The organism is Amycolatopsis saalfeldensis (assembly GCF_900110575.1).
GTDB lineage: Bacteria > Actinomycetota > Actinomycetes > Mycobacteriales > Pseudonocardiaceae > Amycolatopsis > Amycolatopsis saalfeldensis.
On the sequence record NZ_FOEF01000015.1, the window covers coordinates 1 to 14,971 of the forward strand.

Below are 14,971 nucleotides of genomic sequence, written 5' to 3' on the forward strand. Positions count from 1 at the left end.
GAGCCGGATGATCTGGTCGCGCACGCGAGTCATTTGGACGGTTTGGTGGATCGTTTGCATACGGCGGTGCAGGCGGCGGACAGTGCTATGTCGACGGATGCGTATGGGTTGTTGTGTGCGTTTTTGCCGTTGATTGTGAATCCGACGGGTGAGAAGGCGAAGGAGGCGGTGAGTTCGGCGGGTGAGGGTGTGAAGACGACGGCGGACAATGTCCGTACTGCTGCCAAGACTTACCGTGAGGGTGATGAGGCGGAGGCGGAGCCGTTCAAGAAGCAGGCTGGTGCGGAGGTCGACGCGAAGCAGTTGCGGGTCGGCACGGTCGAGCGGAACGGCGCCTGAGCGGTCGCGGATTCGTGAGCGGCGCGTTGCAGTGACGAGGATTCGAGGGGAACGACGAGCATGACTAGTGCTGGCGGCGGCCTGGGCGACCTGATGAGGGACCCCGACGAGGCGATCCGGCGGATGGACGAGTGGGCCGCGGGCTTCGCGCGCAAAGCGGAGCGGTACGCGGCGGCTCAGGAGGAGACCGAGCGGCTGCGGCTGACGGCGTCGAGCCCGGACGGCACGGTCCGGGTCACCGTCGGCGCCGACGGCGTGGTGTCGGATCTGGTCTTCAGTTCGAAGACGCGGACGATGCCGCCGGAGGAGCTTTCGCGGATGGTGCTGGAGACCATGCGCCGGGCGCAGGCCGGCATCACCGAACGGGTCGCCGAGGTGATGACCGAGAACCTCGGCGACGAGGACCAGGAGACCCGCGGCGTCCTGCTCGACTCGCTGCGCGGCCGGTTCCCGGACCCGGACGAGCCCGAGGACGGCCCGCCCGAGCCGGACAGCGACCCGGACCCGGAGCCCGTGCCGCCGTCCCCGGCCTCGGGTGGTGCGGCGACCCCGCCGGCCGCCCCGACGTCCCCGCCGGCCCGCCGTCCCGGTGGCATCGACCCGGACGAGCAGGACAACAACCCCTGGTGAGCCGCCCGGCCTCACCGACGCCGAAGGCCCGCACCGGACGGTGCGGGCCTTCGGCGTTCAGCGGTGTCGGAAACCCTTGACTGACACCGTTTTCGAGCGACCAGGCGGGCCGGAGAAGGTCACCAGGACACGGGGCCGGCCTCGTCGAACAGGCCGCCGGTCGGGCCGTCGTCCGGCAGGGTGGCGAGCCGGACGGCGATCTCGGCGCCGTCGGCGGGGGTGCCGGTGCCCTGGAAGCCGTTGAGGTCGGTCCCGATGTAGCCGGGGCAGGCGTTGTTGATCTTGATGGTGCCGCCGAGTTCCTTGGCGTACTGGATGGTCACGGCGTTGAGGAACGTCTTCGACGGCGAGTACGCACCGCTGGGCCCGCCGAAGCCGGTGCCCGGCGCGGTCTGCAACGCCAGTGAGCCGACGTGGCTGGACTGGTTCACGATCCGCGGGTGCGCGGAGCGCCGCAGCAGCGGCAGCATCGTGTTGACGACCCGGACGACGCCGATCACATTGGTCTCCACCACTGCCCGCAGGCCGTCCGGGGTGACGGCGGTCGGCGGGTCCGGCCACGCCCCGGCGATGCCGGCGTTGTTGACCAGCACGTCGAGCCGCCCGGCGCGCTCCTCGATCAGGGCGGCGGCGGCCGTCACGCTCGCGTCGTCGGTCACGTCGAGGAGCACGCCGAACGCGTCCACACCGGCCGCGCGCAGCTTGGCCACGGCATCGTCCCGGCGCTGCTCGTCCCTGGCGCCGACGCCGACGCTCCAGCCCAGCGCGCCGAGGCCGGCCGCGATCTCGTACCCGATTCCCTTGTTCGCGCCGGTGACCAGCGCGATCGTCTGTTCGCTCATGCCTTCGATCGTGGCCGCGCGGCGGCGGGGGACCAACACCGTCTGGGTCGCGCGACGATACCCGGGCGGTATTGATCGGGCGGTAGCCTGAAGGGGTGGAGACGCGGGAGCTGCGGTATTTCGTGACGGTCGCCGAGGAGCTGCACTTCGGCCGGGCCGCCGAGCGCCTCGGCATCGCCCAGCCGCCGCTGTCGAGGACGATCGCGCAGCTCGAGCGACGGCTCGGCGTCGCGTTGCTGGAACGCACCAGCCGCAGAGTCTCGCTCACCGGAGCCGGGTCGGTGCTGCTGGCCGAAAGCCGGGCGATCCTCGGCGCGCTGGCCGCGGCCGAGCGGCGCGCCCGGAGCGCCGCGACGAGCCCGCCGCCGCTCGTGCTGTCCGCCAAGGCCGGCGCTTCCGGTGAATTGCTGGCGAAGCTGCTCGACGCGTACGCCGCCGAGCCGGATGCCGTCCCGGTCGATCTGCTGCTGTTCGAGTCCCAGCCCCAGCGGGCGCTGACCGACGGCCAGGCCGACGTGGCGCTGCTGCACCAGCCCTTCGACTCGACGGCCGGGCTCGACACCGAGGTCCTGGCCACCGAGGGCCAGGTCGCGATCCTGCCCGCCGCGCATCCGCTCGCCGGCCGGACCCGGCTCCGGCTGGCCGAGGTCGGCTGCCTGCCGGACCTCCCGATGGCCCGCTGGCGCGGCCCCGGCGGCGACTATCCCGAGGGCCCCGGCGTGGAAGTGCGCAACCAGACGCAGCTCTTCCAGCTGATCGCGCTGGGCCGCACCACCGTGGTGCTGCCCGAGTCCAGCCGCGCCAACCTGCTCGAAGGCCTGGTCGCCGTGCCGGTCGTGGACGCTCCGGCCGTGACCACCGTGATCGCCTGGCCGCCGCACAGCCGTTCCCGGGCGCTCGCCGGCCTGGTCCGCGTGGCCACCCGCCGCTGAGCCGCTGTCCAGGCGGCCGCGAAGTGTCCACATCGGACTCTGGTGGCACCCGATCGAAACGTCCACATCGGACCGGAGTGCCCGGGCGGATCACCCGACTTCCGGCGCTCGACCCGCCGGGCGTGGTCTGGCATCATGATCCGCCGGCCGGACGGAGCGGGGGAGAACGGGAATGGCGGAACAGTCACAGGTGCGGGCCGGGTCCGTGCGGCGGGTCGCGGTGGCGAGCGCGATCGGCACGACGATCGAGTGGTACGACTACTTCATCTACAGCACCGCGACCGCGCTGGTGTTCAACAAGGCGTTTTTCCCTTCGCTGTCACCGTCGGCGGGCACGCTCGCCGCGTTCGCGACGCTCGGGGTGGGCTTCGTCGCCCGGCCGATCGGCGGGATCGTCTGGGGGCACTTCGGGGACCGCGTCGGGCGCAAGACGATGCTGGTGCTCTCGCTGGTCCTGATGGGCATCGCGACGGCCGGGGTCGGTGTCCTGCCGACGTTCGCGCAGGCCGGGGTCCTCGCACCGGTGCTGCTGGTGGTGCTGCGGCTGCTGCAGGGCCTCTCCGCCGGCGGTGAGTGGGGCGGGGCCGCGCTGATGGCCGTCGAGCACGCGCCGGCGGGGCGCCGCGGGCGGTACGGGTCGTTCTCGCAGATCGGGGTGCCGGCCGGGCTGATCCTGGCGCAGCTGGTGTTCTTCGGGGTCGGCAACGCGCTTTCGGCCGAGGAGTTCCGCTCGTGGGGCTGGCGGCTGCCGTTCCTGGCCAGCCTGGTGCTGGTGGCCGTGGGACTGGTGATCCGGCTGCGCGTCGAGGAGAGCCCGGTGTTCGCGCGGCTGCGGGAGTCGGGCGAGCGCAGCCGGGTGCCGATCGCGGACGTGCTGCGGCAGCGGCCGCGCGAGGTGCTGGTGGCGTCGGCGAGCTTCATCGCGAACACCGCGATCGGCTACGTCTTCTTCGCGTACCTGTTGTCGTACGGCACTTCGGTGCTGAAGCTGAGCAGTGACACCATGCTCGTGGTCGTGATCGCCGGCAGTGTCACGTGGCTGGTCAGCATCATCGCGTCGGCGATCTGGTCCGACCACGTCGGCCGCAGACCGGTGTACCTCGCGGGCTCGGTGCTGCTGGTGGTGTGGGCGGTGCCGTTCTTCCTGCTCGTCGACACCCGCCAGGTGTGGCTGCTGATCGTCGCGGTGGTGGTGCTGAACCTCGGCCTCGGCGCGACCTACGGGCCGCAGTCGGCGCTGTTCTCGGAGCTGTTCGAGCCGCGGTTCCGCTACAGCGGCGCGTCGTTCTCCTACGCCGTCGGCGCCGTGCTGGGCGGCAGCTTCGCCCCGTTGATCGCGGTGGAGCTGCAGACCTCGACCGGGACCTCGCTTTCGGTCTCGCTGTACATGGTGGGCGTCGGGCTGATCAGCCTCGTGGCCGTGCTGGCGTTCCCCCGGACGCCGGTCACAGCCGGTTGAGGTCGATCGCGGCGGCCATCCGCGCGTAGCCGGCGTCGTTGGGGTGCAGGTGGTCGCCGGAGTCGTACGCGGCCTGCATCGCCAGCGGGTCGGCCGGATTGCGGATGGCGGCGTCGAAATCGGCCACCCCGTCGTACACGCCGCTGGTGCGGATGAACGTGTTCACGGCCTCGCGGGTGCGCTCCAGCGTCTCGTCGTAGACCTGCCAGCCCTTGAACGGCGTCAGCGTCGCGCCGATCACGCGGATGCCGCGCGCCTTCGCCTGCGCGACGAGCTGCCGTAGCGCCGAGATGATCATCTCCGGGTCGGTCTGGTGCGGGTCCTGCTGGATGTCGTTGATGCCTTCGAGCACGATGAGCGTGCGCACGCCGCCGACGCTGAGCACGTCGTCGGCGAACCGGGCCAGCGCGTTTCTGCCGGCGCCGCTGCCGGGCACGTCCAGCAGCAGCCGGTTGGCGCTGATGCCGGCGTTGAGCACGCCGAGGCGGCCGTGCAGGCGGTCGCTGAGGTAGTCGGGCCAGCGGTGGTCGGCGCCGGGGGTCGAGCCGACGCCGTCGGTGATCGAGTCGCCGAGCGTGACGACGGCGCCGGGCGCGACACCCTGCACGTCGACTTCGCTGACGTAGTGCCAGACGGTGGTCTGCTCGGTGAAGGATGCGCCGGACTCCTCCGCGGCGAAGTCGCCGTTGCGGGTGAAGAACGACGTCTGCTGGGCCGCCGGGTGATAGGTCACCGGGCCGGACGGCGTCGGCACGAACGTGGTGACCAGCAGGTCGGCGTCCGCGGGCACCCGCACCGGCGCGGGGTCGCTCAGCACCTCGGCGCCGGCCGGGACGACCACAGTGGACATTCCGCCGAACGTCAGCGTCCGCAGGGAGCCGGGCACCGCGCGCGGGCTGCCCGGCGCCGCCGCGACGGCGACGGTCACGTGCCCGAACACCAGCGGCCCGGTGCCGAAGGTGTTGGACAGGCGCACCCGCGCCTTGCTGCCGCCGATGCTGGTGTGCACGACGTTGCGGATCGAGTAGTTCGGGTAGCCCTGCGGGGTGCCGGGGACCCCGGCGGCGGGGGCGGCCGCCCAGCTGCCGACCCAGCCGCCGGGCGTCTGCTCGACCTGCGCGGTACTCGACGCCGTGACCGCGCCGAAGGTGACCAGGACCGCCGTGCCCACCGCCAGTAGCCGTCTCATGGGGATCACAGTGCTGGCGGGCCGGGGCGTCCGGTGACCGCTGATCAGGTGAGGGAACGGACAGAACGCCGGACAAGCGACATCGCCCCGACGGCGCCGGTGCCTCAGTTGCCGAGGTTGACCTGGGTGCGGTGGTGCTCGGCTTTCTCGATGAGGTCGAGGAAGCCGAGGGCGTAGTCGGCCGCGCCGATGGAGCCGCCGTCCTCGGGCCGGACCGCGACCTCGTCGCCGAGCCGGTAGTGGCCGCGGGGCGCGCTGGGCGCGTGGGCGCCGAACTGGCGGGCCGGGCTGACGTAGACCCAGTCGAGGGTCGCGGGGGTGGCCGGGAGGTCTTCGATGACGAACGCGGCGTCGGTGAGGATTCCGGCGCGCAGTTCCGCCGGGATGTCGCCGAGGTCGCTGACGAACCGGTCCGCTCCGGGCGCGGGGCGCAGTGACGAGTAGCCGCCGACGACGTAGAGCGGCGCGCCGGCGGCGTCGGCCAGCCGGGCGATGGTGCGGTAGGCGTCGCGGAAGCCGGTGGCCAGCGGGCCGCGCGGGGCGAGCGCGGCCACCACGATGTCGGCACCTTCGATGACCGAGGACAGCGTTGCCTCGTCGGTGGCGTCGCCGCGGGTGTAGGTGACGCCACCGACCGGCTCGGCGGGCTGCGAGCGGCTCAGCGCGGTGACCTGGTGACCGCGCGCGGCGGCCTCCGCGACGATGGCCGAGCCGGCGTAACCAGTGCCGCCGATGACGGTGATACGAGACACGGAGGTGCCTTCCTGCGGAGAGAGCTGGCGTCGGGCGACGCCCCGTGGTTACCGTATGAGTGCAGCTCTCCAATGGGAAGAAGGCACTTTGTGGTAACCACGCCAGCCGAGTCGACGCTCCTGGGCAGCCCCTACCGCGCGGACTGCCCGACCCGCCGCATCCTGGACCGCGTCGGCGACCGGTGGACGGTGCTCATCGTGGGCGTCCTCTGGGAGGGGGACGCCCGTTTCTCGGAGTTGCGCCGGCGCATCGAGGGCATCTCGCAGAAGATGCTCACCCAGACCCTGCGCGGGCTCGAACGGGACGGGCTCGTGCGCCGCACCGTCTATCCCGAGGTGCCGGTCCGCGTCGAGTACGCGCTCACCGGCGCGGGCCGCACCCTGCGTGAGCCGCTGCGCATGCTGCAGGAATGGGCGGTCGAGCACCTCGGCGACGTGTCGGCGTCGCAGGAGGCCTACGACCGCGTGGACCGGACTCCGGCCGGCGTCACCGGGTAACGCGGCCCGGGGGAACGCGCCGGTCAGGCGGCGACGGGCAGGCCGAGGGCCAGCTCGCCCGCGGCGGTCAGCTCGGCCGGGGTCCAGTGGCCCGGCCGGGCCGGGCGCGCGGGGCGGACCAGGCCGTCGTGGAACAGCCGGTGGGCGGCCGGCTGGTCGCAGCAGGGCAGCCCGTCGACACGGAGGTCGGGCTCGCTGCCAGCGCCCAGGTCGGCCCGGCCGGCGGCGACCGCGCGGAGCATGGCGAGCGAGCGGTTCGTGAGCATGGCGGTTTCCTCCTGGGGCTGCTTTCTGTGTTTCTACCAGGGAAAACGGACCCCGTGCGGGAACGGTTCACCGGCGGCGCCCATCGCCGGGCGGGCTGCGCCGAACGGCGCCCGCCGACCGCTCACGGCGCGCCGCCTGCCGCTCGGCGTAAAGGTGCAGACCAATCTGCGGGCGGACCAACCGGCCCACGGGCTCAGGTGATCGCCAGGTCTGTCCGAAGTGGACTGCCCTGCATCGCGCGCCACACCGCCGCCGGGGTCAGCGGCATGTCGGCGTGCCGGACGCCGAACGGGGCGAGCGCGTCCAGCACCGCGTTCACCACCGCGGCGGGAGAGCCGACGGTCGCCGACTCGCCGACACCCTTCGCGCCGATCGGGTGGTGCGGCGAGGGGGTGACGGTCTCGCCCAGCTCCCACGACGGGCACTCCAGCGCCGTCGGCAGCAGGTAGTCCATGAACGAGCCACCCAGGTGGTTGCCGTCGGAGTCGAAGGCCATCAGCTCCATCAGCGCCATCCCGATGCCGTCGGCGAGGCCGCGGTGCACCTGCCCGGCCACGATCATCGGGTTGATCCGCACCCCGCAGTCGTCCACGGCGACGAACCGGCGCACCCTCACTTGCCCGGTCCCGGGATCCACGTCCACCACGCAGATGTACGCGCCGAACGGGTAGGTCAGGTTCGGCGGGCTGTACACCGTGCTCGCGTCCAGGTGCCCCTCGACGCCCTCGGGCAGCGCGAGGTCCGAATGCGCCGCCAGCGCGATCTCGCGGATCGTGGCCCCGCGGCCCGGCACGCCGCGCACGAACCAGCGCCCGCGTTCCCACTCCAGGTCGTCCGGGCTCACCTCGAGCATCGCCGACGCCACCTGGCGCGCCCGTTCGCGGACCCTGCGCGCGACGGTGACCGCGGCCGCGCCGGAGACCGGCGTCGAGCGAGAGCCGTACGTGCCCAGCCCGAACGGGGTGTGGTCGGTGTCGCCCTGCACCACCTCGACCTCGTCCGGCGCGATGCCCAGCTCCTCGGACACCAGCTGCGCGAACGTCGTTTCGTGACCCTGTCCCTGGGACATGCAGGACAGCCGCAGCACGGCCGAGCCGGTCGGGTGCACCCGCAGCTCGGCGCCGTCGGCCATGCCGAGGCCGAGGATGTCCATGTGCTCGCGCGGGCCGGCGCCGACGGCCTCGGTGAAGAAGCTCAGCCCGACGCCCATCAGCTCGCCCCGGGTGCGCTTTTCGGCCTGCTCACGGCGAAGCCCGTCGTAGCCGGCGATCTCCTTGGCCAGCTCCAGCGCCCGCGGGTAGTCGCCAGAGTCGTACTCCCAACCGGTCGCGCAGGTGTACGGGAACTGCTCGGGGCGCAACAGGTTCCGCATCCGCAGCTCGGCCGGGTCCAGCCCCAGCTCGCGCGCGAGCAGGTCCATCATCCGCTCGACGACGTACACCGCTTCGGTGATCCGGAACGAGCACGCGTAGGCCACGCCGCCGGGCGCCTTGTTCGTGTACACGCCGGTGACCGCGCAGTGCGCCACCGGCAGGTCGTAGGAGCCGGTGAACACGTGGAAGAACCCGGCCGGGAACTTCGACGGCTGCGCGGTGCCGTTGAACGCGCCGTGATCGGCCACCACGTGCACGCGCAGGCCGAGCAGCTTGCCCTCGCGGGTGGCCGCGATCTCGCCGCTCATGTGGTAATCGCGGGCGAACGAGGTGCTCATCAGGTTCTCGGAACGGTCTTCGGTCCACTTCACCGGCCGTCCGGTCAGCATCGAGCCGACCACCGCGCACAGATAACCGGGATACAGCCCGACCTTGTTGCCGAAGCCGCCGCCGATGTCCGGCGCGATGATCCGGACCCGGTGCTCGGGCAGGCCGGTGATCCGCGAGTACAGCAGCCGGTGCGCGTGCGGGGCCTGCGCGGTGACCCAGACCGTGAGCTTGCCGGTGACGGCGTCGATGTCGGCCACCGCGCCGCAGGTTTCCAGCGGCGCCGGGTGCACCCGCGGGTACAGCATGTCTTGGCGGACAACGACTTCCGCGCCGGCGATGGCCGCCTCGGTCGCATCGGCGTCGCCGGAGGACCAGTCGAAGATGTGGTTGTCGGTGCGGCCGAGGTCGTCGCGGATCACCTCGGCGCCGGGGTCGAGCGCGGCGAGCCCGTCGATCACGGCCGGCAGCGGCTCGTACTCGACGTCGATCAGCTCCAGCGCGTCGCGGGCGGCGTAGCGGTCCTCCGCGACGACAAACGCGACTTCCTGGCCCTGGAAACGGACCTTGTCGGTGGCGAGCACGGCCTGGACGTCGTGCGAGAGCGTCGGCATCCACGCCATCCCGCGCTCGGCGAGCATCGCGCCGGTGAGCACCGCGCGCACCTTCGGGTGTGCCTCCGCCGCGCTGGTGTCGACCGAGAGCAGCCGCGCGTGCGCGTGCGGGCTGCGCAGCACCGCGCCGTGCAGCATCCCGGGCAGCACGACGTCGTCGACGAACGTGCCGCGCCCGCGCACGAACCGCGCGTCTTCCTTACGGGGCAACGATCCGTATCCAAGCGAGCTGGTCATGGCGTGGCCCCGTCCGGGTGCTCGGCGGCCCAGCGGATCGAGCGCACGATGTTCTCGTAACCGGTGCACCGGCAGAGCTGCCCGGAGATGGCCTCGCGGATGGTGCCCTCGCTCGGATCGGGGTTGTGGTCGAGCAGCCAGCGCGCGGTCATCAGCAGGCCCGGCGTGCAGAACCCGCACTGGATCCCGTGGCACTGAACGAAACCCTGCTGCACCGGGTCGAGCGCCGTGCCGAAGGCGAGGTCTTCGACGGTGCGGACGCGCTTGCCGTCCGCCATCGCGGCGAGCACCGTGCACGACTTCACCGGCACCTCGTCGAGCCACACCACGCAGGCACCGCAGTTCGACGTGTCGCAGCCCCAGTGCGTGCCGGTGAGGCCGAGGTCGTCGCGCAGGAAGTGCACCAGCAGCAGGCGGGGCTCGACCGACCGGCGGTACTGCTCCTCGTTCACCGTCACGGTGATCTCCACGCCTTCAGCCCTCCGCCCGGGCCTGGGCCAGATGCAGTGCGCGCGTGGTCAGCGTGGCGACGAGGTGGCGTTTGTAGTCGGCCGGGCCGCGCTGGTCGGCGGCGGGGGAGCAGTGCCCGGCGGCGATCGTCCCCGCCTTCTCGAACCGGTCCGGGGTCGCGGCGCCGCCGCGCAGGAAGTCCTCGGCCTCGGCCGCGACGAACCGGGGCGCGCCCACGGCGGTGAGGCCGATCCCGGCTTCGGTGACATCCGGGCCGTCGAGCGCCAGCGCCGCGCCGGCGGCGGCCACCGCCCAGTCGCCCGCGCGCCGGCCGACCTTCGTGTACGCGCTGCCCAGCCCGTCGCGGATCGGCAGCCGCAGTTCGACGAGCAGCTCGGCCGGGCCGACGACCGTGTCGTACGGGCCGGCGAAGAAGTCGCGCACCGGCACCGTCCGCTCGCCTTCTTCACCCCGGATCACGGCGATCGCGCGGACCGCGGTGAACGCGGCCGAGAGGTCTTCCGACGGATCGGCCTGGCACAGCGAACCGCCGATGGTGCCGCGGTTGCGGACGATCGGGTCGGCAATGACCCGCTCCGCGTCGTGCAGGATCGGGAAAAGCCCGCCCGCGACTTCCGACGCGAGTAACTCGGCGTGCCGCACCAGCGCGCCGATCCGCAGCTCGTCCCCGGTCACCTCGATCGTGGCCAGCTCGGCCAGCTCATTCACGTCGATCAGCGCCTCAGGCCGGGCCAGCCGGAGCTTCATCATCGGAATGAGGCTGTGCCCGCCCGCGATCACGCGGCTTTCCGGGCCGTACTTGGCCAGCAGCGCGAGCGCGTGCTCGACACTCGAGGCCCGCTCGTACTCGAACTGCGCCGGCACCTGCATGAAAGCGATCGTCCCCGCCGCCGCGGCCACCCGCAATAGCGGGGTTAAGCAAAGGGTTAATCGCGCGTTGTCCCGGCGTTCGCCCGGGTGGAGCATCACCGCACCTGACCAACGGCGGAAGCGGGTGCGCGTCATGCGGATCGAGTCCGACGGGCACAGCCGGGGCAACCCGCGGCTGTACGAGCTCGTCGAGGACGCCCCGAAGGAGGGCAACAGCCCGACCGTGTGGGCCTGGCCCGAGCTGGTGGACTTCCTGAAGGTCGCGGGCCGCCCGGTCGCCGGGCCCTGGCCCCCGCACCAGCGGCCACGCCCGGAGCCGGAGGAGGACACCCTCCCCACCGCCGTGCCCGAACCGGCCGATCGAGACTGAGGGGCCCGCGTGTACCCGTCCCGGTTCCGTTACGAAGCGCCCCGCTCGCTGGCGGAGGCGCTCGACCTGTTACACCAGCACGGCGACGAGGCCAAGGTACTGGCCGGCGGGCAGAGCCTGGTGCCGTTGCTGAAACTCCGCTTCGCCTCGCCCGGATTGCTGGTGGACATCAACAACCTGCCGGGGCTGGCGCACCACGAGCTGGACGCCTCGGGCGCGCTGCACGTCGGCGCGCTGTGCCGGCACGCCGACCTGGAGCGTTCGGCGCTGCTGAAGCGCACCCAGCCGACGATGGCGGCGGCCGCGCCGCTGATCGCCGACCCGATCGTGCGCAACCGCGGCACCCTGGTCGGCTCGCTGTGCCACGCCGACCCGCAGGGCGACTGGGCCGCGGTGGTGCTCGCGCTCGGCGGCTCGGTCGTCGCGGCCGGCCCGGGCGGGCGGCGGACGATCCCGGCCCGCGAGTTCGTGACCGGGCCGTTCCAGAACGCGCTGGCGTCCGACGAGATCGCCGTGGAGGCCGTGATTCCCGCGCCTCGCGGCATACCCGGCGGCGGTTACCTGAAGCTGGAACGGCGGGTCGGTGACTTCGCCACGGTCGGCGTCGCGGTCGCGATCGAGACCACCGGGGAGACGGTGACCCGGGCCGGCATCGCGCTCACCGGAGTGGGCGGCTCGACCATCGAGGCCGTCGAAGCCGGGCACGCCCTGGTCGGCGGGCCGCTGACGGAGGAATCCGTGGAGCACGCGGCGGAGCTGGCCGCCGGAGCGGCGCGCCCGAAGTCCGATCACCGCGGCACAGCCGAATTCAAACGGCACATGGTGCGCACCTTCGTGGTGCGCGCGCTGGGCCGCACGAGCGAGAGGGCGGCGTGAGATGACCAGTGTCCACGAGATCCGGGAAGAGGCGACCGGCGACGTGCCGGTGCGGCGCGTGACGGTGACCGTGAACGGCGAGCGCCGCGTGGTCGAGTGCGAGCCGCGGCTGCTGCTGGTCCACCTGCTGCGCCAGGGACTCCGGCTCACCGGCACGCACATGGGCTGCGACACCACGAACTGCGGCGCCTGCACTGTGCTCGTCGACGGCCGCGCGGTGAAATCGTGCACCATGCTCGGCGTGCAGGCCGACGGGCACGAGGTCACCACCGTCGAGGGGCTGGCCACCGAGAGCGGGCTGCACCCGCTGCAGGAGGGCTTCCGCGAGGAGCACGGGCTGCAGTGCGGCTTCTGCACGCCGGGGATGATGCTCTCGGCCAAGGCGCTGCTGGACGAGAACCCGGAACCGTCCGAAGAGGACGTCCGCTGGGCGCTGTCGGGAAACCTGTGCCGCTGCACGGGGTACCAGAACATCGTGAAGTCGGTGCTGTGGGCCGCCGCCGAACTGCGGTCCGAATAGGAGGATCGACGTGTCCCAGGCGCTGGACGAGAACAAGATCGGCGGGCTCGGCGCGAGCCGCAAGCGGGTCGAGGACAACCGGTTCATCCGCGGCCGCGGCAACTACACCGACGACATCGTGCTGCCCGGCATGCTGCACCTGGAGATCCTGCGCAGCCCGCTGGCGCACGCGCGGATCAAGTCGATCGACACCAGCCGGGCCTGGGCGATCCCGGGCGTGCGGCTGGTGCTGACCGGCGAGATGGCCGCGACGCGCAACCTGGCGTGGATGCCCACGCTCTCCTACGACACCCAGGCGGTGCTCGCCACCGACAAGGTGCGCTTCCAGGGCCAGGAGGTCGCCTGCGTGGTCGCCGACGACCCGTACATCGCCAAGGACGCCTGCGAGGCGATCGACGTCGAGTACGAGCCGCTGCCGGTGATCGTGAACCCGCTCCAGGCCGTGGCCGAGGGCGCGCCGGTGATCCGCGACGACAAGGCCGGCCAGACCGGCAACGTGATCTACGACTGGGAGGTCGGGGACAAGGCCGGCACCGACCGCGCGTTCGAGCGGGCCGACCGGATCTCCAAGCTGCGCCTGCATTATCCGCGTTCGCACCCCTCGCCGATCGAGTGCTGCGGCGCCGTCGCGGACTTCGACCGCGCGACGAGCAAGCTCACTGTCTACATGACCACGCAGGCGCCGCACATCATCCGCGCCGCGGTGTCGATGGTGGCCGAGCTGCCCGAGCACCTGATCCGGATCATCTCGCCGGACATCGGCGGCGGCTTCGGCAACAAGGTGCCGGTGTACCCGGGTTACGTGTGCGCGATCCTCTGCTCCATCCTGCTGGAGCGGCCGGTGAAGTGGATCGAGGACAAGACCGGCAACCTGATCTCCACCGGCTTCGCCCGCGACATGTACCTCGACAGCGAGATGGCGCTGCGCGAGGACGGCAAGATCCTCGGCGTCCGCATCCACGCCGACGCCGACCACGGCGCGTTCTTCGCCGACGCCCAGCCCAGCAAGTTCAAGATCGGGCTGCTGCACTCGGCGTTCGCCTGTTACGACATCCCGGCGGCGCACCTGACCGCGCGCGGCACGTACAGCAACAAGGCGCCGGGCGGGGTCGCGTACCGGTGCTCGTTCCGCGTCACCGAGGCGATGTTCTTCCAGGAGCGCATGGTCCACCAGGCCGCCGCCGACCTCGGGATGGACCAGGCGGAGTTCCGGCGGCTCAACTTCGTGAAGGCCGACGCCTTCCCGCACCGCACGCCGTTCGGCTTCCTGGTCGACTCCGGTCAGCCCGAAGCCTGCCTCGACGTCGGCCTCAAGGCGGTGGGCTACGAGGACTTCCTGCGGCAGAAGGAAGAGGCCCGTTCACACGGGCGGCTCCTCGGCATCGGCATCTCCACCATGACCGAGCCGCTCGGCGCCGGCAACAGCCGCGAGTACGACATCCTCGGCATCAAGATGTTCGACTCCGCCGAGCTGCGGGTGCACATGACCGGCAAGGCGCTGCTGCGGGTCGGCGCGAAGAGCCAGGGCCAGGGCCACGAGACCACCTGGGCGCAGATCGTCAGCCACGAGCTGGGCATCCCGGCCGACGACGTCACGGTGGAGGAGGGCGACACCGACACCGCGCCGTTCGGCATGGGCACCTACGCCTCCCGCAGCACGCCGGTCGCGGGCGCGGCGATCTCCATGGTGTCGCGCAAGATCCGGGCCAAGGCGCGTAAGCTCGCCGCGCACCTGCTGGAAGTGTCCGAAGAGGACGTCGAGTGGGAGCTGGGCCGGTTCTTCGTGCGCAGCGCGCCCGGCCGCGGCGTGACGATCCAGGAGTGCGCGATGGCCGCGTACGGCAACATGCCCGACGGCATGGAGCCGGGCCTGGAGAACAACGCCTACTACGACCCGCCGAACCTGACCTGGCCGTTCGCCGTCTACATCGCGACCGTGGAGGTCGACCCGGAGACCGGGGTGTGGGACGTGCTGAACCTGGTCGCGGTCGACGACTGCGGCGTGCGGATCAACCCGATGATCGTCGAGGGCCAGATCATGGGCGGCCTCACCGAGGCCTACGCGATGTCGAACATGCAGTTCATCACCTTCGACGCCGAGGGCAACTGCGTCGGCTCGAACTATCTGGACTACCTGCTGCCCACCGCTTGGGAGACGCCGGGCTTCGAACTGCACAGCGAAGTCGTCACGCCCTCGCCGCACCACCCCATCGGCGCCAAGGGCGTGGGGGAGTGCGCGGCGGTCGGCGGGCCGGCGGCGTTCGTGAACGCGGTGATGGACGCGATCGGCGACACCGGCGTGCGCAACATCGACATGCCGCTGCTGCCGGACCGGGTGTGGGAGGCGCTGCGCTACCGGCACGACGTCTCCGGCGCGCCGCCGGTGCGGACGGACTGAGGTGACG

16 protein-coding genes are annotated in these 14,971 nt (G+C 71.9%); 9 read left to right on the forward strand and 7 right to left on the reverse strand.

Annotated features, from left to right (window positions below; all coding sequences use genetic code 11):
* Positions 1-339: type VII secretion target (locus BMY97_RS28970; protein WP_143086325.1), on the forward strand; the 339-nt coding region annotated here is incomplete at its 5' end.
* Positions 340-399: 60 nt separating this feature from the next.
* Positions 400-969 carry a YbaB/EbfC family nucleoid-associated protein gene (locus BMY97_RS28975; protein WP_091622576.1) on the forward strand — a complete coding sequence of 190 codons (570 nt, stop codon included), beginning with the start codon at positions 400-402 and terminating at the stop codon, positions 967-969.
* A gap of 119 nt (positions 970-1,088) precedes the next feature.
* On the opposite strand, the gene BMY97_RS28980 is transcribed toward BMY97_RS28975, so the two are convergent.
* Positions 1,089-1,811 carry an SDR family NAD(P)-dependent oxidoreductase gene (locus BMY97_RS28980; protein WP_091622578.1) on the reverse strand — a complete coding sequence of 241 codons (723 nt, stop codon included), beginning with the start codon at positions 1,809-1,811 and terminating at the stop codon, positions 1,089-1,091.
* A gap of 95 nt (positions 1,812-1,906) precedes the next feature.
* Here BMY97_RS28980 and BMY97_RS28985 point away from each other — a divergent pair, with 95 nt between their 5' ends.
* Positions 1,907-2,743: a LysR family transcriptional regulator gene (locus BMY97_RS28985; protein ID WP_091622581.1), complete on the forward strand. Its 837-nt coding sequence runs from the start codon at positions 1,907-1,909 to the stop codon at positions 2,741-2,743.
* A gap of 172 nt (positions 2,744-2,915) precedes the next feature.
* A complete protein-coding gene (locus tag BMY97_RS28990) occupies positions 2,916-4,202 on the forward strand; it encodes an MFS transporter (RefSeq protein WP_091622584.1) in 1,287 nt (428 codons plus the stop codon).
* Here the strand turns inward: BMY97_RS28990 and BMY97_RS28995 are convergent.
* Positions 4,189-5,391, reverse strand: a complete 1,203-nt coding sequence (locus tag BMY97_RS28995; protein ID WP_091622586.1) for an SGNH/GDSL hydrolase family protein — start codon at positions 5,389-5,391, stop codon at positions 4,189-4,191. The two genes, BMY97_RS28990 and BMY97_RS28995, sit on opposite strands and share 14 nt — an antisense overlap.
* A 104-nt stretch (positions 5,392-5,495) precedes the next feature.
* Positions 5,496-6,143: an NAD(P)-dependent oxidoreductase gene (locus BMY97_RS29000; RefSeq protein ID WP_091622589.1), complete on the reverse strand. Its 648-nt coding sequence runs from the start codon at positions 6,141-6,143 to the stop codon at positions 5,496-5,498.
* Between the two features lie 90 nt (positions 6,144-6,233).
* Here BMY97_RS29000 and BMY97_RS29005 point away from each other — a divergent pair, with 90 nt between their 5' ends.
* A complete protein-coding gene (locus BMY97_RS29005; RefSeq protein WP_245787550.1) occupies positions 6,234-6,641 on the forward strand; it encodes a winged helix-turn-helix transcriptional regulator in 408 nt (135 codons plus the stop codon).
* 23 nt (positions 6,642-6,664) lie between these two features.
* Here BMY97_RS29005 and BMY97_RS29010 read toward each other — a convergent pair whose 3' ends face one another.
* From BMY97_RS29010 to BMY97_RS29025, 4 genes are all read right to left on the reverse strand, one after another.
* A complete protein-coding gene (locus BMY97_RS29010) occupies positions 6,665-6,907 on the reverse strand; it encodes a hypothetical protein (RefSeq protein ID WP_091622595.1) in 243 nt (80 codons plus the stop codon).
* Between the two features lie 194 nt (positions 6,908-7,101).
* Positions 7,102-9,459, reverse strand: a complete 2,358-nt coding sequence (locus tag BMY97_RS29015) for an aerobic carbon-monoxide dehydrogenase large subunit (RefSeq protein WP_091622598.1) — start codon at positions 9,457-9,459, stop codon at positions 7,102-7,104.
* Positions 9,456-9,929: a (2Fe-2S)-binding protein gene (locus BMY97_RS29020; protein WP_091622600.1), complete on the reverse strand. Its 474-nt coding sequence runs from the start codon at positions 9,927-9,929 to the stop codon at positions 9,456-9,458. The genes BMY97_RS29015 and BMY97_RS29020 overlap by 4 nt, the downstream gene beginning before the upstream one ends.
* A gap of 4 nt (positions 9,930-9,933) precedes the next feature.
* A complete protein-coding gene (locus BMY97_RS29025) occupies positions 9,934-10,800 on the reverse strand; it encodes an FAD binding domain-containing protein (protein ID WP_091623154.1) in 867 nt (288 codons plus the stop codon).
* Positions 10,801-10,933: 133 nt separating this feature from the next.
* On the opposite strand from BMY97_RS29025, the gene BMY97_RS29030 reads away from it, so the two are divergent.
* Genes BMY97_RS29030 through BMY97_RS29045 form a run of 4 tightly spaced genes read left to right on the forward strand, consistent with a single transcriptional unit; the run spans position 10,934 to position 14,964 of the window.
* Positions 10,934-11,170 (forward strand): hypothetical protein, encoded by a 237-nt coding sequence (locus BMY97_RS29030; RefSeq protein WP_143086326.1) that lies wholly within the window; start codon positions 10,934-10,936, stop codon positions 11,168-11,170.
* A 9-nt stretch (positions 11,171-11,179) separates the two neighbouring features.
* On the forward strand, positions 11,180-12,046 hold the full coding sequence (locus tag BMY97_RS29035; RefSeq protein WP_091622605.1) for an FAD binding domain-containing protein: 867 nt from the start codon (positions 11,180-11,182) through the stop codon (positions 12,044-12,046).
* A 1-nt stretch (position 12,047) separates the two neighbouring features.
* Complete coding sequence (locus BMY97_RS29040; RefSeq protein ID WP_091622608.1) at positions 12,048-12,566, forward strand: (2Fe-2S)-binding protein; 519 nt, start codon at positions 12,048-12,050, stop codon at positions 12,564-12,566.
* A 10-nt stretch (positions 12,567-12,576) separates the two neighbouring features.
* Positions 12,577-14,964, forward strand: a complete 2,388-nt coding sequence (locus tag BMY97_RS29045) for an aerobic carbon-monoxide dehydrogenase large subunit (protein WP_091622611.1) — start codon at positions 12,577-12,579, stop codon at positions 14,962-14,964.
* The last annotated feature ends 7 nt before the right edge of the window (positions 14,965-14,971 follow it).